The organism is Scytonema sp. NUACC21, assembly GCF_054684315.1.
Window position 1 is genome coordinate 104,848 of record NZ_BAAFZH010000104.1, and the last position, 22,290, is coordinate 127,137.

17 protein-coding genes and 2 pseudogenes are annotated in these 22,290 nt (G+C 42.2%); 13 read left to right on the forward strand and 6 right to left on the reverse strand.

Features of this window, described 5'->3' with window-relative positions; genetic code table 11:
• Positions 1-220: 220 nt before the first annotated feature.
• Positions 221-648: pseudogene (locus ACYRY3_RS35995) on the reverse strand (hypothetical protein).
• A 307-nt stretch (positions 649-955) separates the two neighbouring features.
• Here ACYRY3_RS35995 and uvrB point away from each other — a divergent pair.
• The 3 genes from uvrB to ACYRY3_RS36010 all read left to right on the forward strand — a co-directional run bounded on the left by uvrB (position 956) and on the right by ACYRY3_RS36010 (position 5,868).
• Entirely contained in the window at positions 956-2,953 is a 1,998-nt protein-coding gene (uvrB, locus tag ACYRY3_RS36000; protein WP_460206512.1) for an excinuclease ABC subunit UvrB, read from the forward strand.
• 210 nt (positions 2,954-3,163) lie between these two features.
• Entirely contained in the window at positions 3,164-4,135 is a 972-nt protein-coding gene (locus tag ACYRY3_RS36005; RefSeq protein ID WP_460206513.1) for a YegS/Rv2252/BmrU family lipid kinase, read from the forward strand.
• Positions 4,136-4,296: 161 nt separating this feature from the next.
• Complete coding sequence (locus ACYRY3_RS36010) at positions 4,297-5,868, forward strand: metallophosphoesterase family protein (protein WP_460206514.1); 1,572 nt, start codon at positions 4,297-4,299, stop codon at positions 5,866-5,868.
• 72 nt (positions 5,869-5,940) lie between these two features.
• Here ACYRY3_RS36010 and ACYRY3_RS36015 read toward each other — a convergent pair whose 3' ends face one another.
• Positions 5,941-7,770 (reverse strand): hypothetical protein, encoded by a 1,830-nt coding sequence (locus ACYRY3_RS36015; RefSeq protein ID WP_460206515.1) that lies wholly within the window; start codon positions 7,768-7,770, stop codon positions 5,941-5,943.
• A gap of 589 nt (positions 7,771-8,359) precedes the next feature.
• Here ACYRY3_RS36015 and psaA point away from each other — a divergent pair.
• From psaA to ACYRY3_RS36030, 3 genes and pseudogenes are all read left to right on the forward strand, one after another.
• Positions 8,360-8,695 (forward strand): annotated as a pseudogene (gene psaA / locus ACYRY3_RS36020) (photosystem I core protein PsaA); the annotation flags it as partial.
• 97 nt (positions 8,696-8,792) lie between these two features.
• Positions 8,793-9,521, forward strand: coding sequence for a LysM peptidoglycan-binding domain-containing protein (locus ACYRY3_RS36025; RefSeq protein WP_460206516.1), 729 nt, complete (start codon positions 8,793-8,795; stop codon positions 9,519-9,521).
• Between the two features lie 608 nt (positions 9,522-10,129).
• Complete coding sequence (locus ACYRY3_RS36030) at positions 10,130-11,227, forward strand: hypothetical protein (RefSeq protein ID WP_460206517.1); 1,098 nt, start codon at positions 10,130-10,132, stop codon at positions 11,225-11,227.
• Here the strand turns inward: ACYRY3_RS36030 and ACYRY3_RS36035 are convergent.
• Together ACYRY3_RS36035 and ACYRY3_RS36040 are read right to left on the reverse strand one after the other, a co-directional pair.
• Positions 11,224-11,721, reverse strand: coding sequence for a hypothetical protein (locus ACYRY3_RS36035; RefSeq protein ID WP_460206518.1), 498 nt, complete (start codon positions 11,719-11,721; stop codon positions 11,224-11,226). The genes ACYRY3_RS36030 and ACYRY3_RS36035 overlap by 4 nt on opposite strands.
• 150 nt (positions 11,722-11,871) lie before the next feature.
• Positions 11,872-13,371 (reverse strand): ABC transporter ATP-binding protein, encoded by a 1,500-nt coding sequence (locus tag ACYRY3_RS36040; RefSeq protein ID WP_460206519.1) that lies wholly within the window; start codon positions 13,369-13,371, stop codon positions 11,872-11,874.
• Between the two features lie 906 nt (positions 13,372-14,277).
• Here ACYRY3_RS36040 and ACYRY3_RS36045 point away from each other — a divergent pair.
• Positions 14,278-15,210: a DMT family transporter gene (locus ACYRY3_RS36045; RefSeq protein WP_460206520.1), complete on the forward strand. Its 933-nt coding sequence runs from the start codon at positions 14,278-14,280 to the stop codon at positions 15,208-15,210.
• A gap of 368 nt (positions 15,211-15,578) precedes the next feature.
• On the opposite strand, the gene ACYRY3_RS36050 is transcribed toward ACYRY3_RS36045, so the two are convergent.
• On the reverse strand, positions 15,579-16,661 hold the full coding sequence (locus ACYRY3_RS36050) for a spore photoproduct lyase family protein (protein ID WP_460206521.1): 1,083 nt from the start codon (positions 16,659-16,661) through the stop codon (positions 15,579-15,581).
• A gap of 391 nt (positions 16,662-17,052) precedes the next feature.
• Here ACYRY3_RS36050 and ACYRY3_RS36055 point away from each other — a divergent pair, with 391 nt between their 5' ends.
• Positions 17,053-17,493: a hypothetical protein gene (locus tag ACYRY3_RS36055; protein WP_460206522.1), complete on the forward strand. Its 441-nt coding sequence runs from the start codon at positions 17,053-17,055 to the stop codon at positions 17,491-17,493.
• Between the two features lie 255 nt (positions 17,494-17,748).
• On the opposite strand, the gene ACYRY3_RS36060 is transcribed toward ACYRY3_RS36055, so the two are convergent.
• Positions 17,749-18,792, reverse strand: coding sequence for a BMP family protein (locus tag ACYRY3_RS36060; protein ID WP_460206523.1), 1,044 nt, complete (start codon positions 18,790-18,792; stop codon positions 17,749-17,751).
• A 146-nt stretch (positions 18,793-18,938) separates the two neighbouring features.
• Between ACYRY3_RS36060 and ACYRY3_RS36065 the strand changes: the two genes are divergently transcribed.
• From ACYRY3_RS36065 to ACYRY3_RS36085, 5 genes are all read left to right on the forward strand, one after another.
• Entirely contained in the window at positions 18,939-19,439 is a 501-nt protein-coding gene (locus ACYRY3_RS36065; RefSeq protein ID WP_460206524.1) for an ureidoglycolate lyase, read from the forward strand.
• 333 nt (positions 19,440-19,772) lie between these two features.
• Positions 19,773-19,907, forward strand: coding sequence for a hypothetical protein (locus ACYRY3_RS36070; RefSeq protein WP_460206525.1), 135 nt, complete (start codon positions 19,773-19,775; stop codon positions 19,905-19,907).
• A gap of 10 nt (positions 19,908-19,917) precedes the next feature.
• On the forward strand, positions 19,918-20,250 hold the full coding sequence (locus tag ACYRY3_RS36075; protein WP_460206526.1) for an acyl carrier protein: 333 nt from the start codon (positions 19,918-19,920) through the stop codon (positions 20,248-20,250).
• A gap of 376 nt (positions 20,251-20,626) precedes the next feature.
• Positions 20,627-20,773 (forward strand): hypothetical protein, encoded by a 147-nt coding sequence (locus ACYRY3_RS36080; protein ID WP_460206527.1) that lies wholly within the window; start codon positions 20,627-20,629, stop codon positions 20,771-20,773.
• A gap of 58 nt (positions 20,774-20,831) precedes the next feature.
• The gene (locus tag ACYRY3_RS36085; protein ID WP_460206528.1) at positions 20,832-22,247 is read left to right on the forward strand and encodes a hypothetical protein; all 1,416 of its coding nucleotides are present in this window, start codon (positions 20,832-20,834) and stop codon (positions 22,245-22,247) included.
• Positions 22,248-22,290: the final 43 nt, after the last annotated feature.

A 22,290-nucleotide genomic window follows, 5' to 3' on the forward strand; every position in this document is an offset into this window, starting at 1 on the left:
TAGCTTAATATTTTCGCTGTAGCCTTCCCTCACAAGATATATAAGTGGTCTCTCCTAAAAGAGAGAGTAAGCATATTTAATTTAGTAATTACCTATTGTGGCAGTTAGGGTGCGAAATGTAGGTGAATTCTAAGTTGTGGGTTCGCACATATGAGCAACATGAAAAACCCGATTTTTTTGCTAAATCGGGTTTGTAAATTTATATGCAGTCTTGTTTTGTTTAATCGATAAAACCCATGAGGCTATCAGAATCGCCAATATCATTTGGTGCTATTGGACGGTTACCCATAACAGAGTAAGTTTGAGAAATTACGAGTTCGCTTGAGCCAATTGGACGAACTCCAGACAGGTTAATTGTGTCAACTACCTCAAATGTATTTGCACCAATGGGACGTAAACCCATTACGTTCATCGTTTCTACAACTTGTAAGTTACTAGCCGTTACCGGACGTATACCGGAGATAGCTAGTGTGTTACGTACCTCTAGTCCACCTGGAGTTTCTAAAGGCACTGGCTTATCACCGTTTTTCTCCACTTGCTCTGTATTGACATTTTGTCCTTGATTATTGTCGTCCACAGTCGTTTCCCCCTTTAGCTTTTACGATTTTTTCTTGAACTGATTGCTTCACCAGGGCAGATAATATTTATCCCGTGTGACCTGGAATTATTAACTTATTTTACAATATTAAGGAAATACCAAATTTTTCCTTAATATCTGAGTTTAACCTTGATAAAGCTGCTAGCAGTACAAATATCATTAAGGGATACATAACTAAAGATTAACAATAAAGTTATGTAAAATAAAGTGGAAAAATATTGCAGCTATTTCAGAAAAGCCCATAAGTAGGTCGGCATCACTAAAGGCGGAGAGTGCCCAGAGAACGGAATTTGTGACGATCGCGTGAAGACAGTACGCATGTTCGCTACCATAGAAGGGGGTATTTCGATAAACTTTATGACAGAGTTTTGCCTTCAAGCTCCCTTCCAACCAACAGGCGATCAACCGCAAGCGATCGCTCAACTTGTTTCTAGTATCAATGCTGGTAATCAATACCAAACTTTACTGGGAGCCACGGGAACAGGAAAAACTTTTACAGTAGCGTCAGTGATTGAAAAAGTGGGGAAGCCCACCCTAGTCCTAGCCCATAACAAAACTCTTGCTGCACAACTTTGTAATGAGTTGCGGGAATTCTTTCCCAAGAACGCAGTTGAGTATTTCATCAGCTATTACGATTACTACCAACCAGAAGCATATATTCCCGTCACCGATACATATATAGAAAAAACAGCTTCAATCAACGATGAAATAGATATGTTACGTCACTCCGCAACGCGATCGCTCTTTGAACGCCGCGATGTGATTGTTGTTGCTTCTATTAGCTGCATATACGGTTTGGGAATACCGTCAGAATACTTAAAAGCTGCCATTCCTTTTCAAGTGGGCATGGAAGTGAATCAACGGGAAATACTGAAATCTTTGGTATCAGTTCAATATGGGCGCAACGATTTAGAAATCGGTCGCGGACGTTTTCGCGTTCGCGGAGACGTTTTAGAGATTGGTCCTGCATATGAAGACCGAATCATTCGCGTAGAATTTTTTGGTGATGAAATTGATGCGATTCGTTACGTCGATCCGGTTACGGGTGAAATTCTCAAGAGTGTAGAAGCAGTTAATATTTACCCCGCACGTCACTTTGTCACTCCAGAAGAAAGGCTAGCGGCAGCGTGTGACGCCATCGCATCAGAACTGAAAGAGCGCAAAGTACAATTAGAGGAAGCAGGTAAATTACTAGAAGCGCAACGTATAGACCAGCGGACTCGTTACGACTTGGAGATGTTACGGGAAGTCGGTTATTGCAACGGTGTAGAAAACTACTCTCGCCACTTAGCAGGACGCCAACCAGGTGAACCACCAGAATGTCTGATTGATTATTTTCCCAAAGATTGGCTCTTAGTCATAGATGAATCTCACGTGACAGTACCCCAAATAAGGGGAATGTATAATGGAGACCAAGCACGGAAAAAAGTTTTAATTGAGCATGGCTTTCGTCTTCCCAGTGCTGCTGACAACCGTCCATTGAAAGCAGAAGAATTTTGGAACAAGGTAGACCAGTGTATTTTTGTTTCCGCCACTCCGGGAGATTGGGAACTGGAAATTTCTAACGATCGTGTAGCAGAACAAATCATTAGACCTACTGGTGTTCTCGATCCAGAAATCATCGTGCGTCCTACAGAAGGTCAAATTGATGATTTGTTAGGTGAAATCAAAGACAGAATTGACCGCCAAGAACGGGTGCTGATTACAACCCTAACCAAACGCATGGCGGAAGATTTGACAGAATATCTACAAGACAATGGTGTTCGGGTACGATACCTACATTCTGAAATCAATTCGATTCAGCGCATTGAAATTTTGCAGGATTTGCGCGATGGTAACTTTGATGTTCTGGTTGGAGTCAACTTACTTCGTGAAGGTTTAGATTTACCGGAAGTTTCCCTTGTGGCAATTTTGGATGCTGATAAAGAAGGCTTTTTGCGTGCAGAACGCTCCTTGATTCAAACTATTGGTAGAGCAGCGCGTCACATACGGGGACAAGCAATTTTATATGCCGATAACCTTACTGACAGCATGATAAAAGCAATTTCGGAAACCGAAAGGCGTCGCAGTATTCAAATGGCTTACAACCACAAGCACGGAATTACGCCCAAACAAATTGTCAAAAAATCTAGCAACGCGATTTTGTCTTTTTTAGAAGTCTCAAGGCGGTTAAATGCGACTGAGTTAGAAACAATCGAGCAAAATGTAGATGTTTTACCGTTAGAAGAAATTCCACAATTGATTACTCAACTAGAAGCACAAATGAAAGAAGCAGCGAAGAAACTGGAATTTGAAGAGGCGGCGAAACTGCGCGATCGCATTAAGCAACTGCGGGATAAATTAGTGGGACATTAAAACATCCTGCTTAAACTCATATCTTGCACCATCGCCTCCGAATCGAAAATAAAAGCTCAAACATGCGATTACTTTGTAGGGTGGGCACTGCCCACCATTTCTTCCACTCCAAGCCCCAAGATGTTAGTTTAACAACAATGGTCGGAAAGCCCGTCTCTAAGCTAAAATTGGTCTGATTTGTAATTAAATTTAATTCTATAACTTAAACCTATGAAACGTTCCGCTTGCCTTATCTTTAATCCCGTTGCAGGTCAGGGGGACTCCGATCAAGATTTGGCAATGATTCGGTCTATTTTAGAGCCAGAAATTGACCTAGATATTCAAATAACAACAGAAGACACTTGCGCTGACGATTTAGCACGTCAAGCAATTGAACGGGGTGTAGAAACTATAATTGCCTCAGGAGGAGATGGGACTCTTTCAGAAGCAGCAGCAGCTGTCGTGGGAACTGATATTCCATTTGGTATCATTTCTAGAGGAACAGCAAATGCTTTTGCAGCAGCTTTAGGAATACCTGACACAATTGATGCAGCCTGTCAAGTGATTTTACAAGGAGGAACTCGGACTGTAGACGCAGCTTATTGTAACGATCGCCCAATGGTATTGCTTGTCGGTATTGGTTTTGAAGCGGAAGCTGTAGAACAAGCCGATCGCGAAGCAAAGAATCGATTTGGTATTCTTGCATATATCATAGCAGGGCTGAAAGAATTGCGAGATTTAGAACACTTTGATGTAGAAATTGAAACTGAGGATAAGATAATTAAAACTACCGCAGTGGCAGTGACGGTGGCAAATGCCGCACCTCCCACTTCGATTTTAGCCCAGGGTCCAGCAGGTATCAAAGTTGATGATGGGTTACTGGATATGACAATAGTAGCCCCAGCGACAAGAGCAGGAGCGGTAGCAGCTGCATTTCACCTTTTCCAAACAGCATCAGCAGGTAATGCAGCGGATCGAAATGATATAGGTTACCTGCGTGCAAAACAATTTAAAATTACAACAGATCGACCACAAAAGGTTGTTGTTGACGGTGAAATTGTCGGAAAAACCCCCGTAGAGATTCGCTGCGCTCCTGCGAGTTTAAAAGTTTTTGTGCCGTCAGTGGAACAAGAAGAACCAGCAGAAAAATTGGAGGGACTGCCAAATTTAATCGTTGAGGAGAAAGAAAAAGACGATGAATGATAGTTAGTGGATAGTGGATAGTGGATAGTGGTTAATGGGCGAACTATTAATTATTAAATTACTAACTACTAACCACTAACCCCCAACTACTAACCACTAACCCCCAACTACTAACCCCCAACTACTAACTACTAACCACAATTAGCAGGAGTTAAAGACCATTGAAACTTGTGACAGAGGCAGCTGTTGTCGAAAAAATTCGCAAAATGAAACAGCGAGTCAAATGGCAAGATCCTGTCATTGTTGAACGGGGAATTGACCAAACTCGGCTTGTTATAGAAGATGAACAATCTAACAATCCAGAGTTCTCATTTTTGGTTGTTGGTGATAGTGGCGCGGGACCTCATTGGGGGTACAATCCTCAAAGACAAGTTGCTGAACTCATGTTGCCACACCACCAGGAATGCCGTTTCATGCTGCATACGGGTGATGTGATTTACCTGGTGGGGTCAAGCGAGTTTTATCTAGACAACTTTATAAAGCCTTATCGTGAATTTCTTATGGGGGGAGAAAATCCAGAACGGATAGCTTACGATCGCATGGTATTTCAACTGCCAATTCTACCCGTTCCTGGAAACCATGATTATTACGAATTGCCCCTACTATTTGGTTTGATATCTTTAACAACACTACCGCTGCGACGATTGTTGGGTTCGGGTTTGGACTTGGATGTGGGCTGGCGTGGTTCGGGACATGGTGACGTCTATGCACGGGCGTTTCTGGATTATTTAAAAGGGATAATGTTCCCAGGGGAGTTAATTCATCACGTTGATAAACATTATGTTGCAAAGACAAACACAGGGCGCTGTTTGCTGTATCAACCAGGGCTTTTCACCCGCTTACCCAATCGTTACTATACTTTTCGTTACGGTGGTATTGACTTTTTTGCACTGGATTCCAATACGTTTAACAACCCACTTCCCCTTCCTGCAACTAAGGAAGGTGATGCTTTTCGCAGGGAATTAGAAGTGCGCCGCCAGAACCTAGAACAGGAAAAGATGCGGATAATGGACACTTCTCCAAAATTTTCTGCCGGTGATGCAAATCAAACTGAAGAAATGGATGATGCGCGAACTCAGGTATCGCAGATAGAGGAAATAATTGTCGATATTGATAAGCAGCTTGCCACCCCGGAAGAAACAACAGATATTGAGCAACTAGAATGGCTCAAGCAGAAACTGATCGAATCTTGGAATTGTTCGGATGTTCGAGGAAGAGTGATTTATTTTCACCATCCGCCTTACGTAACTGAGGCGACAAAATGGCAACAGGCGCAAACTTTAGCAGTTCGCGGTCGCCTGCGGGATGTGCTGAGTGCAGTTTCTCAGGTAGTAGGTTCCAAGACTGGCGGTCGTCCCTTGGTTGATTTGGTCTTAAACGGTCATGCCCACTGCTTGGAACATCTTGAAACAGTGGACAAAGAAAGTGCTGATTTCGGTATTCATTGGATTGTCTGTGGTGGCAGTGGGTATAGTTTGCGACGCCAGCGACCTGAAGGACCGGATTTATTGGAGATTTTTACAGATGCAAATAGAAAACAACAGAGGTTGATAGCGCGATCGCATTTGTATATTGGTCGTAACGGTCAGGGTTCTCAAAAGCGAAGACCTTACTCGTGCTTGCGTATTGATGTTAAAGATGGGTGTCCTCCCAAGTACATTGTCCGCACTTTTGTTGCTGAATGGTATCAACGGCAATGGCATAACTATGAGATGCAACCCTTTGTTATTTAAAGATGAAAAAGACGCGCCATGGCGCGTCTCTACAATAGTTATGAGGCGTTAGGAAACGTCTCACTTTTTATGTTAATCGTCGCGATCTCCGTTTCTTGGCTGTTCTGGTGTTGTTGGATGTTCTATAGCTTCTAAAACAGAAGGTGGCTTAATAACATTTGGGGCAGTTTGCGGCAAGGTAGGAGATGGTGCAGCATCTGGATATTGGTTTGGACTGAAGTATCTTTGTAACTCTGGTTTGTCTGGTTGTGGAGCAATTTTCTGGGGTAAGGTTGTCTTAGATTTTGGCGCTGTCTCGGGTTGTTGTTCTAGCTTGGTTTCTGGTTGAGGTGCAACTAGTTCTGTAGCAGGAGACTCAATCACAATTTCTGGCAGAGTCGGAGGTAAACCAGGGCTTGGTTCAGCTGTCACTTGAGGAGATGGTGTCCTGCTTGGGCGACGATTAAAGTAATCACGGAACCCTCGCTTTTTTTCTACCTGGGGAGAAATTCCTTCGGGCACAAGAGTGGGTTGTACTGCTGGGGTTTCGGGTTGAGTGAGTGTTTCCGGTACGGGAGTGGGTTGTACTGCTGGGGTTTCGGGTTGAGTGAGTGTTTCCGGTACGGGAGTGGGTTGTACTGCTGGGGTTTCTTGTTGCTTTGGTTCTACCGGAACTTCTGGTTGCGGAGATTCAATGGTTTTTGGCGTCGGTTCAGCAGTTGTCTCTGGTGTTGGAGTATTACCTGCACCACGGCGGAAACGATTAAAGAAGCCACTTGATTTCGTTTTCTCTGGTTCCACCTGGGGTACTGGCTGAGGTTCGGTTTCAGATGTTGTTTCTGTAACAGTAGGAGTTGACCTTGGGGGAGGTGCTGATTCGGTTTCAGTGGCTGGCTGTTTTTGTTCTTGAGGTTGTGTTTCTGGTGTTGTTTCAACAGTTGGTGTTGGAGTTTGGGCTGGTGTGGGTTCAACCGCAGGAACCGAAGCAGGGTAGTTGGGATCTACAATGCTGCGGACTTGGTCGGCTGAAAGTTCCCCGCGAACAATTCTAGAAAGGGTATCCTGACCTTTTGGTTCATAGGTAATCAACCGAACCGTACTGTTAAAGACGTTTTTCACAGGATTGCCCTGTTCATCCAAAAATTCCAGTTCTACCCAGTTTTGACCTGGCTTGAAACCCTTAAGGTAAACTGACTGCCACTTGTCTAAAACAAAGCTTTCGCCGTTGATGGTGCAGCGAATACGCCAATCTGCAATTTCATCATTGGGATTTTCTGTTGCCACTAGGTGCAGAGGGGCATTAGTTAAGTAAAAATCTAGCAGTATGGGTTCTGCTCCGTAGCTACCTTTGGGACGACTGTATGTTAACAGTGGTAGTTTGGGATCGGGGTTATTCTCTTCTGTTTTTGTAAAGATATGGAATGTTGATTGAGCATAAGCACCTTCATTTTTAAAGCTTTCATGCCAGGGACGGGAAGCAAAGACACGCAAGGTGTGAGTTCCTGGGGACAAGTCTGGCAATACTAAGGGCTTGTCTGCGTCGTAAACCGCTATGTACGGTTCGTTATCGAGAATAACGTGCAAGTGGGGACCGAGATCCCATTTTGAATCTTTAAATATAGGTAAGTCTTTGACCTGAAAGCGGACTGTGACTGTGTTGTCTTGAAAAATTTCCTCTGGTTTGGGAGCCACTATTGTTACTTGTGGCTGATAAACTTCCAGGGCTTGTCGCAGTTCTTGGATTGTTGCTGGTGGGGAAACTTCTGTTATTTGCCGCGAAAGTGGAACATTGTCTTGCAAGCTACGAGATGGTTCTTGGCTGACTGCTTTCTCACCGTTGCCACAGCTGGTCAGACTCAATACCAGCACTACTGCCATGAACCACCTGAAGAAAGCAATTGCCGTCCTGTGCCACAAGTTCATGTGTTTATACCAAATAATACTTAAAAACAACTGACAGTTTAGTTTGGCTCAACCTGTCCACAGGTCACTATAGCCCAAAAGTGCGACGTTCCTTAACATCCTCAGGCATAGCTTGGTCAAATTATGATTTTATGTTCACATATCTCAGCATAGCAAATTCATAGTAATAATTTATACAGATTTATTTTTAATAAGAATTTAATGATTTATGCGTCTGCAGCTAACTATATACATACAACTCAAAATAGCCACAACAGGAAAGGTGCTTTTTTCATCTTTTTATGCTAGGAGTATAAATTTTGCGAATTGTGTCCCTTTGTAAAATAAATGAAGAAACTATTGACTTTTTGCTCAAGATTTTGAAGGTCAAAAGCAGATTAGACAATTGGTTCGGCGATTTTGAATTATTGTTAACATCTCTCTAACAAGGTAGGAGTTAAGCATTTATAATTCAACGAGAAACCAATGTTCCACAGACAGTCTTCATCGCTACTCCAAAAAATTTTTGGAAAAGCGGTAGCTTTTTTAGAGCTAAAAAGATATCTTATGGAACTGATAATTCCTCAATCCTGTTAAGAGAGGAGGTCGAATGACGATTAGTCCTCCAGAGCGAGAGGAAAAAAAGGCAAGAGTCATAGTCGATAACGATCCGGTTCCAACCTCATTTGAACTGTGGGCAAAACCAGGACATTTCGACAGAACTCTAGCCAAAGGTCCAAAAACCACAACCTGGATTTGGAACCTACATGCGCTCGCCCATGACTTTGATACACATACAAGCGATTTAGAAGACATATCCCGCAAAATCTTCGCAGCACACTTTGGTCACTTGGCCGTAGTGACACTCTGGCTGAGCGGGATGATTTTTCACGGCGCTCGTTTTTCAAACTATGAAGCTTGGCTGAGCGACCCCCTCAATATCAAGCTATTTTTCATCCTTTATCCTTTATCCTTCATCCTTATACAGGGCGATTAGTTTCGATCGCAATCAATCTACTTTCTATAAAAGAAAACGAGGTACTATGCTTTTATCAACTTTTGAACTTCTTGTTAAACCACAATTACCCTCAAATATACCTAGTGTACCAGATACTCTTAGCCGTACAGTTATTCAAGGTTACTTTTTAACTATTGCCAATACCAACAACTCAGATATAGTAGTAACCCTTGTATTTACAGCCATCTCACCAGAGTTAAACCTAGATAGAACAGTTACTTTTGTAGATGTGGCTGGAAACAATGTTGAGGCTGATATAACTCCATTACCAGGCGCGGGGAAAAGAATCTTTACGATAAATATTGGTGCTAATGATACGATTTTATTTATCCTACAACCTGACATCACAAAGAATGCAGAACTAGTCAATAAAAACTTTGAAGTTCGCGGCTACGTGGAAGTATTTGTATCCGCACCTCCACGTTTTTCAGAGGTTACTCTTTTAATAACTCCCGAACACCGAGGCACATTCTTTAAAGATCTCAACACTCAAACACCTCAGTTGGATCAAATTGCCTATGGTATTCCTAGCGCAACTGGAAGCTCTCTGTTTAAGCTACAGCCCAGTAGCCCAGTACCTACACCCGGTAGAACATATGTTGTGAGAAGAGGTGATTTTCTCTTTTCAATTGCTGAAAGAGCTTACGGAGATGGCAATAGATTCTCAGTCATTTGCGAGGCTAATAGGGAAGTCATTGGACCCGACTGTAATGCTATCGTACCCGGACAAGTACTCTTTATCCCAGCCCTGTAAGAGAAGATTACCTAAAGACGTAGATTGAGGTAGGAGGGCTACGCCACAAATTGGCTGCTGTGCGATACAGCCCTACCTACAAAAATCGGTAATTTTCTGGCGGGAAGGTCGTACTCCCTTTTTGTCGTATTTTTGTACTATAATGACTCTCCTGTAACAGTTGCGTAAGACCTATTGTCACACCCAGTCAGCAAACAGACCTGCACAAAAGTTAGCTAAGGTATTTGACGAGTTTAAGTTAGTTACAATATAATTAATAGAGTTTACGTTAGTGTAAAAGCCAGAGAATTCATTAACTCGGCTAAACGAATAAACCTTCTAAGTAGCTAAAATATGCAGAAAAGTGGTACCAATAAATTCTTAAGAATTAATTTGTATGACACTTTTTTCTGGTATATTCGCTAAAAAAAACTCACTGCATTATCAAGTTTCTTGGGTGGGAGCAAGTGCCGTTTATAACGCACTCGCCTGTATTCCAGTAACTTAAGTCAGTGAAGTAGTTGGTTTCTGAGCGAAGAAATCCCTAGTTATAATGTTTAATTGGGGGAGGACGCTTCTAATACCAAAGATAACAACTCTATTAGCCCTTATTCTAAGTGCAGCCGCCTGTGTTCAAAAAAATAAGCCGCTCTACTGAAGCAGGGAAGCAAGCTCTGGCAAATTTGTTACGCCGTGAGCGTAAAGCTAATTTGTTAACAATAACAGATGCTCAGGTTAAATTAAGAGAAAAGGGATTTAAATGCAGTTGGTCAGCCATTCAGGAGTTGGAAAGACCGCGTCAGGGACAACGACTAGACTGGGAATTGATCAATGCAATTGCTGTTTACTTGGGTTACCCACGAGATTCCAAGGGGAATAGGTATACAATTAGACGACTCATGCTATTGGCAGCTAAGCTAGAGGAAGATAATCAGAGCGAAACTGAACCTCAATCCCTCGCTCGCCCATCTACGATCGCACGGCGCAGTACCGAGACTGGAATAATTAAGCTGAGCAAATTATTCCGCTATGGACGAGGTGAACATTCGTTACACTTTGTTCACAACCAGTTAAAGGAACGAGGTTTCCAGACATCTTACTATTCCCTGGAGAAAATTCAGTATGAATTGTCTAAAATAGACTGGGAGCTTGTGAATGCGATCGCTGAATTAGGTTTTTTCCCCTGTAAAACTGAGGAATTGATGTTAATTGCTGCTGAGGTGAGTAGCCCAACTCTCCTGACAGAACATTTGTCTAACACTGCTCGGGAATTCACCCCTCATGCCAAAAGTTTCAGTCCCACAGCTAAAATAAAATCTTCACTCGCAAACATGAGTGAACAAGAGGCTGTGATGAAACAAGAAGGAGCTTACAGGCTAACAGCTCGTGACTCTGTTCGCCTAGCCAAACATCTGACATTGTCAGCGACTCTTCAAACTGGAATTGTTAAGATTTGTGGAGAAGTACTTTCGAGATGGCTCGTTGAAACGACAGGAATCAAAATTGCTCTAGCAAGGAAGTTGCAACGCGGAGATGAAGAAGGGCTAAAAATTTTCATAGAAGATTTAGATGCCATTGCTCGTAAACTTTTCTTAGTTTACTATTGGCATGACAATACACCAGAACTAAATTCCTTACAAAAATATGTAAGTTTTGAAGATTACCTTATGGATTTACAGAGAGATAATGAACATAATTTAATAACTCACTTGCAGAATAAGTTCTAGTCATAAAGCCGCGAGACAATCGTTGGTCTATTATGTCCTACATTTATAATCCTTGCCCGCGAAATTTTATCTCTTAATAATTTGCCATCGCAATCATATAACTTTAACAAATGTTCAGCCTGCCCTTCTTGCTTCAATTTTAGGTACCATTCATCCATTAAAGCAGGTTCTACACAATGCTCGTATGTAGAAACTCCGCCACTAAAGCCAAAAAATTCAAACCCAATCTGATTTTGAAAAAGAATCATTGTGGAATGAAGATCTATAAATCCTATGATTGTTTCTTCTTCATCTGCTGCCCACTTCAAAGCCTTCATTTCTGCCACAGACCTACAGTGTAAGGGATCGCTGAAAGTCGGAGAAACATCATATTCAAATCTTTGGTCGCAAGCGATAAGACGGTATTTATACCCTTTTGTATACTTCTGTTCTATTTCAAAAATCTCGATGGCTGGCAGTTTTAAATTGGCGGTGTTCTCAATTTCTAGCTGCATAGGTTAAAATCTTGATATTAAAAAAAACACTTCAAAATTTTGCTAACCTTAACTGGCTCCGCAATCGTGATTGTTGTAAGTGTTAATTTTAGGAAACTACCCTAAACCCAAAATAACACAAAAGAACTGCTCCTCTCGTGGTGCGCCCGGTCACCTTTTTCCCCCACCCATCAACAAACCAATCTCCTCCACCGTTGCCGTTCTTGCATCCAAAATATTGACAAACTCACCTCCGTACATAACCGCAATGCGATCGCTCATTGCCATCACTGCCTCCAACTCAGTAGAAATGTACAAAATAGCAGCACCGCGATCGCGTTCTGCCAATAACCGTTGCTGAACTGCTTCCGTTGCTCCCACATCCAGCCCCCTTGTTGGTTGCATAGCTACAATTAACATTGGTTCCCGTGCCAGTTCCCGTGCGAGCACCACTTTTTGTTGATTCCCCCCTGAAAGCTGACTGACTTTGACTGCTTCGCTTGTCCCCCGAATATCAAACTCTTGCATAGCAGCTAAGGCATGGTTCTTTATCGCTTTCCCCTGCAACAAAAAGCGACGGCAAAAGGGCAATTTCTTAAAAGCCTTCAAAATGAGATTTTCGGCAATATTAAACTGCAACACCAAACCCATTTTCTGCCTATCTTCCGGGATGTAACCCAACGAGGCTAAGGGTTGCCTCTGGGATAGAGGGCTAGGGGAGTTCTGAAACAACTGAATTTTTCCTTGCTTGAGTATTTGCACTGTTGCGATCGCATCAGCTAATTCTCGCTGTCCATTGCCATCTACACCTGCAATTCCCAAAATTTCTCCTGCCCTCAGTTCAAAAGAGACATCTCGAACAGCAGTCACACCTCGGTCATCCACAACTTGCAACCCTTGCACTGACAAAACAACATTCCCCGGTGTTGCAGGAGATTTATTTAACTCCAGGATAACCTCACGCCCAACCATCAATTCGGCTAACTTTTGGGGTGTTGTTTCTGGGATAGTTGTATTTGCTACTACTTTTCCCCGACGCAGCACCGTTACCGTGTCGCACAAACTCATCACCTCATCAAGCTTGTGACTGATAAAAAGAATCGTGTGCCCACCCTTTCGTGCAAGCTGTTGCAAAATAGCAATCAAAGAGTCCACTTCCGGGGGTGTAAGCACTGCCGTTGGTTCATCAAGAATCAACAACTTAGCTTGACGGTAAAGAACTTTGAGAATTTCTACCCGTTGCTGCACCCCCACTGGTAAACTTCCCACTTTAGCTGCCGGGTTAACATCTAGCCCGTATGCTTGGGATAAAGCAGCAATTTCCTGTTGTTTCTGACGCAGATTTAAACGCCAGTTCTTTGATGTTCCCAAAATGATATTTTCCGTCACGGTTAATTGGGGTACTAGCATGAAATGTTGGTGAATCATACCAATCCCGAGTTTAATCGCTGTACTGGAAGAGGTAATTTTGACGGGTTTTCCTTGCAAATAGATGTGACCGGCATCAGGCTGATAAAGCCCGCTAATAATATTCATTAACGTCGTCTTCCCCGCGCCATTTTCACCCAAGATGGCGTGAATTTCCCCAGGCTCAACGTTAAAACTGATATTTTCATTGGCAATGAATGTGCCAAAACGTTTGGTAATGCCTTCTAAGCGTAGATATGACATTATGCTCCATTTTACTAGGATGACACAAATTAAAGTTTACTCATGAGTGATGTTCTTAGTGTTTTGTCATCTGTCATTGGTAGAATTTTGCAAAAGTTACATTTTGTAACAAAATTTTATTGATATAAGGTTAATTGCCTGAATCATCAGGAATTTTTGAAACCAGGATATTCCCCATCTTATTTTGACAAGCATATTGTTGCCATACACTTTTACCATAATCTGGTTATTCTCTACAAAGGAAATAACGATGAGGAGAGCCCTATTATGGAAAATAACACACTGTCCCCCGCCACATTAAAAGCGTGGGGTATACAGTCAATAGACGAGTTGGGGCTAGAAGAGTTAACTAATAACGGTGAATCAACAAACTAAGGGGAATTTAGGGGGGTAAATCCGACTTGTACTCCACCACAGTAATTGGTACGGGGAAGGTGCCATTAGGTGGGTGGGGTATTTTTTCCATAAATGTTTCACCGGACACGATATTTAAGGTGACTGGTGTGTAAATATACGAAAAATTACATAATATAAGTATTTATCAGTAATTCAAATATCAGTATTGCTACCCAAGTCAGTATAAAAATTTTGCACCATAATTCTAGATGCTTGCTTCTCTCTTGCATCGATTCCTTATATTGAATAAGGAGTTGGAGAGATACATATTTCTTTAATCCTTAGTTATGGTATTGACAAATCGATCCAATGATTAAAACCAAAAAATATATTTTAAAACATCAACATCTATTTTAAATCATAACTTTACTGAACTACAAAATTAAGTGGCAATGAATTCACTTGCCTTGCTCGGGCTAATAGCTAAACGCTATTGGTCTTAGATGCTGGCGAGCGAAGATATTTACGTTTTTCAAGCCCTTCATCATGTAAAAAGTAAGAGTAATTTTTATGTTTGTAGAGATATTAACAAATTCTATAGGAGAACTAGCAGCACTCGCTGCGGCTTCAATTTGGGCAGGTACTTCAATCATTGATAATCTTTTAGGAGAAAAGATTTCACCCAGACACATGGTTTTCTTCAAGGGGGCAACAGGAATTGTGTTAACAGCCTTGGCTTTACTTTGGCAAGGCGTAGGGTTTCCAACCTTAAGCCCTGTCAATTTAGGATTCCTGTTACTCAGTGGTGTCATAGGAATTAGTTTTAGTGATACATGTTATTTCCAAGCCCTTTACTGTCTGGGTGCTAGGCGGACTTTGCTCCTACTGACATTAACCTCTCCTTGTTCTGCCTTACTGGCATTTACCTTTCTACAGGAAAACCTCAGTCTCATTAACTGGATGGGAATGGGAGTGACAATTTTTGGGGTAGCTTGGGTCATAGGTGAACGAAGTTCTGAAGAGTGTAACAGCAAACAATCGCTGCAATTGAAAAAAGGAGCTATTTACGGTCTTTTAGCAGCTATGGGACAAGCTGCAGCCGCCGTCTTGTGTAGGGCTGCTTTGACCCAAAGTAGTCTCAATCCTTTATGGAGTACCTTGCTGCGACTGAGTGCAGGAGTGATTGCCTTGCTACTGTGGCATACTCTTCAAACAAGAAAGCAATCCCCTGGTAAACAACAGCAAAAGCAATTTGGTGGATTATCTCTGGATACTCTGGTTAGAGTTGCTGTAAGTGCTTTTTTCGCCACCTTCTTAGGTATCTGGTTGCAACAAACTGCCTTCAAATATGCAGCTACTGGAGTGGTTCAAGCTCTCAGTGCAACGAGCCCCGTTTTCATTCTGCCAATTGCTATGTGGATGGGTGAGAAAGTCAGTTTTCGCGCTATTCAAGGCGTTCTTATAGCCTTTGCGGGTATAGGGCTATTGTTGGGTCTCGTTTGACCAATCGGTAAAAATCAAGTTTTTCGTTTTCCGGAATTGGAGTGTCATCTGTGGTAGTAACTATCAGATAAGCAACCTATACCGAATCTCTATAACACTTATATAACAAACAGAAGGGGATATACCCCAATCAAAAGCCCGGTTAACATGACCGGGTTTTTGATTGTTTTCAATACAGTAGGTTGGGTTGAGGAACGAAACCCAACAAATGTAAGATTGCGGGCAAATTGAAAAAAGAATGCAACACATTAATAATACCCCTCCCTAAGCCTCCCCTTATCAAGGGCAGGGTACCCGATAGGGCGGGTGGGGTTATCTGGAGCAAACATTTTTTGAATTGATATGAGCTTTCGTTCCTCTGTATAAGTCTATGTCCAATAAAGAATTTGAGCTTTTGGAAAGCGGCGTTGAATCTCATTTTCAAAATAGCGCCGTAATGCCTTCATCGCGTCAGCTTCATAAACATACTTCGTTCCACCAAACTTATTTCGCTTAACGCTGCGTTTCTCCTCGTCCATATCTAGCTTTGATTGGGGATACCAAGTTTGCAAGACCTCCTTCGACCCCGGTGTAAAGCGGTGCGAGATAAGTTCAAAAGTCAGGTCGCAATCAAAATCTAGGGCTTCGCTTATCTGGTCAAAGAGGCGATCGTAAGAAGACTGCCAATCATCTAGAAGCATAATAGGCGCAATGACCAAACCAACAGGATAGCCACCGCCTCCGCGTTCTGGTGGTAATGCTAACCGTCGCAATGCCATAAGCCGCGATGATACTGATGCAGTACCTCCCTCGAAACGACCTGAAACAGGAGCTGCATTTACGCTCATCCGGAAGCGGGTATGACCGTTGTGTGGTATTTCAAGGAGCTTATCTACTGCATCAAACTTGGACACGCAACGCAGATATGCATCATCGCGAGTGCCAAAGTAGCGGATGCATTCGGCAAGGCTTCCGGTAAGATGTTCGATACCTAAAGGATCGGTGTAACAGCTGACCTCATAACTTGTTGCCTTTCCTGGTTGCTCGTATGCTGCCAAGTTCTCCAAGATTTGAGGTAAATTGGCAAACACCCGGATAACTGGTGGACCTTGCAAGCTTCCTGCTAGGTAGCAGTATTGGCAGTGGGCTGGACAACCTTCTGCAATGTGGAATTGCCAATCCGCTGATGGTGGGATAGGGCTAAGTTTTAAGGAACTGGGTGGAGCAGTCACAACTGCAAGGGTACGCTTGGCTATGCTATAAGTCTCACGCTCTGTTTCACCGCGCAAACCTGTGAGGCGATTTCGCGGTAATTCTTCGATGGGTAGGTTGTAGGATTGCACTCGCTGGAGAATTTGCTGTCCCCACGGTTCATCCAGGGCGGCTGGTGTAAACAACACCCGCTCTGGCATCCATAATTTCGGTTCTCGCAAGGAATGTTGTTTCGGTGTTAAAGCAGTGTTTGCAATCATTTGAATTAGGGATTAGGGATTAGGGAAAAAAGATATGGACTGTTGGTGTGGATGAATGAAGGGATTTGAATAACAGTTGTCTTTAGTGCATACTCCTATTATAAAATTTGAACGATTCACCGGGTTTTTACACTTAGTACGGGTTATACCCCATTAAGTGGAGTGGTTTTCTGTTGTTTGTCGATCGCAATTGTGGTTTTCGATTACCTAATTGACTGGACGCTCCTGAGAGTCCTGCGATCGCTTTAGAATATCGAAACCTGTATCACCAAAAATTTTTCTTTTAAGTGCGTAAAACCTTGAGGAACCTCTGATAAGTCCTCAGTGGGTTCAAAATGAGAACTTCCATATTTTTAGTCAAAATAAATACACAAGTTTGGGAGAGATGACAATGGGTAGTATCTGCGCCACTAGAAAAACTTGGATGAAAAAAATTACCCGTCTACTACCACTTTTTTTAGGTGTGAGTGTAATTAATACGGCAGGAATTTGTTTATCAACCACCCAAAAAGCAGAAGCGATCGCAGGCGCAGATTGGGTAGGAACATGGACTTGCAATAATGACGGTCACCCTCCAGTACAAGTCAGGTTCTGGCTGCATTATGGTTCAGTCATAGGGCAAATAGGTGATGATTATTGGGCCGTTATAGAAAGAAGTTACGCTCCTTCTATCGATCCTCCTACCGATCGCAAAGATCACGTACTGCCTCTATCTGTTAACAGCAATCAAACCCAGTGGTTTTTAGCCATGCATACATGGAACCAACGCTATGCTAGTGGCTTTTCAAAATGGAATGGCAATGTTTATGGGATGACCTGCATTCGCCAATAGCTGTCAGGGCGAACGGTTGTTCGCCCAGGCAAGGGTTGTTCGCCCCTACTTTATTTACCTGAAAAATGGTGTATGAATAAACAATTATGAATATAAAAACGGGCGTCTCGCCCGTACCACAAGAAAATCAAAATGCACAGAATGAAAGTAGATGCATCTTTGTATACACTGACGAAAATAAGGCGACCATTGTAAAAAAGCTTGCAGTATCAGCCTGTTACTTTCATCCTTTAGCCTTCATACTTCAGCCTTTCACTACGCTGTTCCTTTTTTTACACAACGGGTATCTTTACCACCCTCCTGACATTTTTCAAAAGTGATTTTTTTAGCAACAATTTCTTGTTGTGTATTTAATGCTCTTTGTTGGAGTGGTTTGGGAACCATCGTGCCAAACTTTCCCAAACTCAAAATATCTGGTTGTTCTAAACCAATTGTGTAAATTTGACCTTTAAGTTGTTCTTGTTTTGCAAGTTGTGCTAAAAAAGCTATAGCTAAATCAATCCGTTTAACAGCACTTGTTAAAACTGATTTGGGTGCAATATCTAATTGGTCTAGGGTGTTCCCAAAAGCATAAACTCCTTTTTCACTAGCAGTTTGCAAAACAGCAGAGGAAGCATTATCCAACCATTGGTAGATAACATCAGCACCAGCAGAAACGATCGCTACTGTAGCTTCTTTTGCCTTAGCAACATCATTCCAATCCCCCGTGAATGTAGAGCTAATTTGGATATCGGGCTTGACAGATTTTGCCCCTAGCTCAAAACCGCGCAATTCTTGCTGAGTCGCTTCAAATTCTTGTCCCGCAATATAAGCTAACTTATTAGATTTGGTCATAGATGCACCGATAATTCCGCAAAGGTAGCTAGCTTGCAGGTGGTCTATTCGCAAAGCAGCTATATTGGAACCACTGACAGCACCATTAACACCAACAAAGAAGGTTTTGGGAAACTTGGGTGCAACCTGTTGAATCGCAGCATCAAATTGACCGCCGTGAGCGATGACGAGGTTATAACCCCGACGCCCAAAATCGGTCAGTGCTTCTGTTTGGTCGGCTTGTGCAACTTGTTCAATATATGAGGTTTCCACACCCAGCTTTTGTTTTGCCAGCTGTACGCCTTCGTAACCAGATTGATTCCAAGCTCTATCGGTGATAACTCCAGGGAGGGCGAGCGCTATCCTGAACCCTTTATTACCTTCTGTGGCTGTGGGATTATTAGTGCAAGCTTTCAACAATAAACTGGTGCTTAAGGTAGCTGAACCGTATAAGAGAAATTGACGCCTGTTGAAGTTTTCTATCATAGACCATCTTATATAGGTATGATTATTTTTTCATAAATATTTTGCAGCATCGTACATTCTCTTGGTAGAGACGTAGTATTTTAAGTCTCTACAATTTTTCTGCTTTCATTGTTGTAAAATAATTGTGTGCAACAAGCAGACGGTATATGAGTACATCAAAGACGGTGCAACAATTGCGGGCTGAATGGATAACTCCTGAGAATTTCAGCCGATACGGACAGGTGATTGTTCCCAGTCATGACGGTAAACACTTCGATACAGAAGATGCTCAATTAGTACTTGACAAAGGAACTCCTCGCTTTTATATTATGCGGTTGCACCGTAGGGGGAGGAATTTCCACAAGATTACCCGTCACGTACAATGCACTCAATGTCTGGGTTCTCTAGAAGGCAAAGATTGGTTGATGGCAGTTTGTCCTCCCAAAAATGATGTGAATGAACCGCTGTTAGAGGAGATTGCAGCCTTCCGCATTCCTGGTAATTGCTTTATTAAGCTAGAAGTAGGAACTTGGCACGCCGGACCATACTTCGAGCATGAGGTTGTAGATTTTTACAATTTAGAGTTGAGCGATACAAACGTTGTAGACCACTTCACTCACGATTTTCTCAAGAGTCACAATCTGGAGTTTGAATTTGATATTTTGTAGTTGAAGTTGGGCATTACCACTTAGACGTGTTACCACATTCTCAATCACTAGTTGAGAAAGTCCAATAACGAAAGCAGTGTAGCAATTGAGTTCTGTAAAACGTCTAAGTACTGGTCTTTAAAGGTTATAGCCCTCCCCCTGCAGCAAGCAATCGCTTGCTGTACTTTCACAATTTTTCAAAAAACTCTCAACAAAATATTAAGTTTTGTAATTGTTAAAGAAATTCTATTTTTACAACTTATACTAAGTGTTTGTAACAATGAGCTTAATAATTCGAGTAGAAATGGATTGCTAAGCTAAGCTGATAATGAGAACTAAAGGGTGTATTTGAGAATGGCTCATTCACTAGGATTAAAGATTCACAAAAGCCAAAAGAAATTGGAAAAATGCCTCAAGGTACAAAGGTTGCGAAATGCGATCGTAAAAGATGCCCCCTATGTTAGAATTTCAACCAATATCCTGACCTAGGATGTAAAAAATGAAAATCCAAAATCTTGAAGTCAACCAAAAACCTACAGTTTCAGAGAATAACAAAGCTGATATTGAAGGGGAAAGACGTATCGAGTCAAAGTCGGCTGCAGAGATTCAAGCCTGGATAGTTTCTTATCTAGCCGCACAGATGGAAATTGACCCGGATGAAGTCGAGGTCACAATTCCCTTCGACAGCTATGGTATCGATTCCTTGGCAACAGTAGGTATGAGCGACGATCTGCAAGGTTGGCTGGGAAGAAAGCTTAAGCCAACCCTACTGTACGATTACCCAACTGTTGAGGCTTTGTCCCAACATTTGGCAGAAACATTCAAATCCTAAGTAAGTCGGTTAGCCTTTAAAAATCAATTTAACGAAATGTAAAATCAACAAACATCCTAGTACAGTTCGGCGTAAATAAACCGACCATTATCTATAAGAAACTGAAAAAGTGTAGGTGGAACGCGGACAAGCGGGTGCTAAGTTTTGGCGAAACGTGATTCCGTGCATGTTAGGGAAGCTGCTCCGTTAGGAGGCTCGCTTTCGACGTTTAATTAAGATTTGGAATGAGTTCGGTTATCGCGGTAAGGATTTCACACACTGGGTTATTGAGATTTGTAGTTGGTTTTGGAGTGTTGTGAGACGCCGCGAGGAGCACAAAGGGTTGTATTAAAACAAAACCTTGGCTTTTTGAAAGGAAGTTTGACAGGGTAAATTGATGAGCCAGTGCGTTGCGGGAGTCCCCTCCGTTGTAGCGATTGGCAAATCTGAAGAGTGTCGCAGATTGAGCAAAGACTATGAGGTTCTACCTGAGACAACAGAGGCGTTTATTTATGTTGCAATGATTCGTTTGATGCTCAAGTAACTTCCGCGATCGAAATCACTTGTCCATAACTTTTCAGACATCCTTTAAGGAGATCCTGATGAGCGAGCCCGCTAAATTACCAGAGTCAACAAATCAATTTTCCACCTTACTCCAAGAAAACATAAAGAAGCATATCAAACTGACAGAAATCAACTATCAGCGAAACTCGAATTCAGAATACACTGAAAGAATAGAAGAGCTAGACAAGAACTTTGATTACAGTAGCAACAACAATAATTATTGGGGTCCTCCCGAGCTTTCAACTCTGTACGGCACCCCACTCTACGAAGAGGCTTCCTCTTCCCAAAGAATAGCACTCAATCACCTTTATTGGACGGCACAATATAGTCATACTGCTGCTAGCGAAAGTAATACAGTGCTTGGCAATCAAGTAACGGCTGGTGTTTTTTCTAACTTGGGTGGCTGCGAAACGCTTTGTCAAGAGCTAGAATTGGAAACCAATCAGGAATTTTGCCACATACACGCCTTTCAAAGTATTGGTTACAAGACAAAGGTAGCTTTACTAGGTAAGAAAGCATTGAACGCTCCCTTGCTTGGCAAGTCGTATAAATTGGCAAGAGATGGTAGTATAAGACGATTAACACCTCAACCTCTACTAAAGTTCTTCAACTTCAATTGGGAGACAGCATCTTCTAAGGCGTTCCAAGACCGTGCCTTTCGCTTTCTAACTACAACAATGCATAAAAGCCAAGGAAGCTACTATTCGAGTTATTTGAAGGATTTACAGAAGATAGACAAAAAATGCATTCCAGCTATGAGTGGTGGTCTTGCTGGACTAGTAGCAGAAGAACCTTTACAAAAGTTTTTCATCTTAAACTGGGGGAGTTCGCCTTTTTTAGCGTCGCAGTACTATGCAATCCGGATAATTGCAAATATATCTTTGAAAAACTATGAATATCTCTATTACAAGCACTTCAAACAGTTAGAAAAGGAGAGTGGGTTTATCCCAGTTCCAACAGCAGTCTCCTATTACCATTTACTAGATGAGTCTTTCCATACTACGACTTCTAGACTGATCGCACAAGATTTGTACAAAGACTTTTCAAAGCCAACAGCATACGAAAAATTTCTAGCTAATCTCACTGTATACATGGCGCAAATTAAGGTTTTAAGTGGGCTTTCGGGAGGTTTAGTTAGTGTATTCCGAGATGACGCCTATTTCATGCTCTCTTTTTACAGACTGTTGCAGTCTCCTCTATTTGATATGTCTGCTTCAGAAGCACTTGAGTGGATGCACAGGTGCTTGTGTCACGAACACCAAGGTTTTCATGTAAATCTCAACTTTCATCGAACCCTGTTGTCAGCACTACGTCGATTTTTCGATCCCATTGACTACCTGTGGCCTGTCAATCGTGAAATGCGCCTGATGAGTGCAGGCAGCTCTATTAGTAAGGCTATTCAAAGTAACGTTAAGGCATTTAAACAATTCTCAAGGTCTGTGACTCAGAACTAGTAGGCAGCGTGCAATCAGTCCTTGGTTATTTGTATAACCAAGA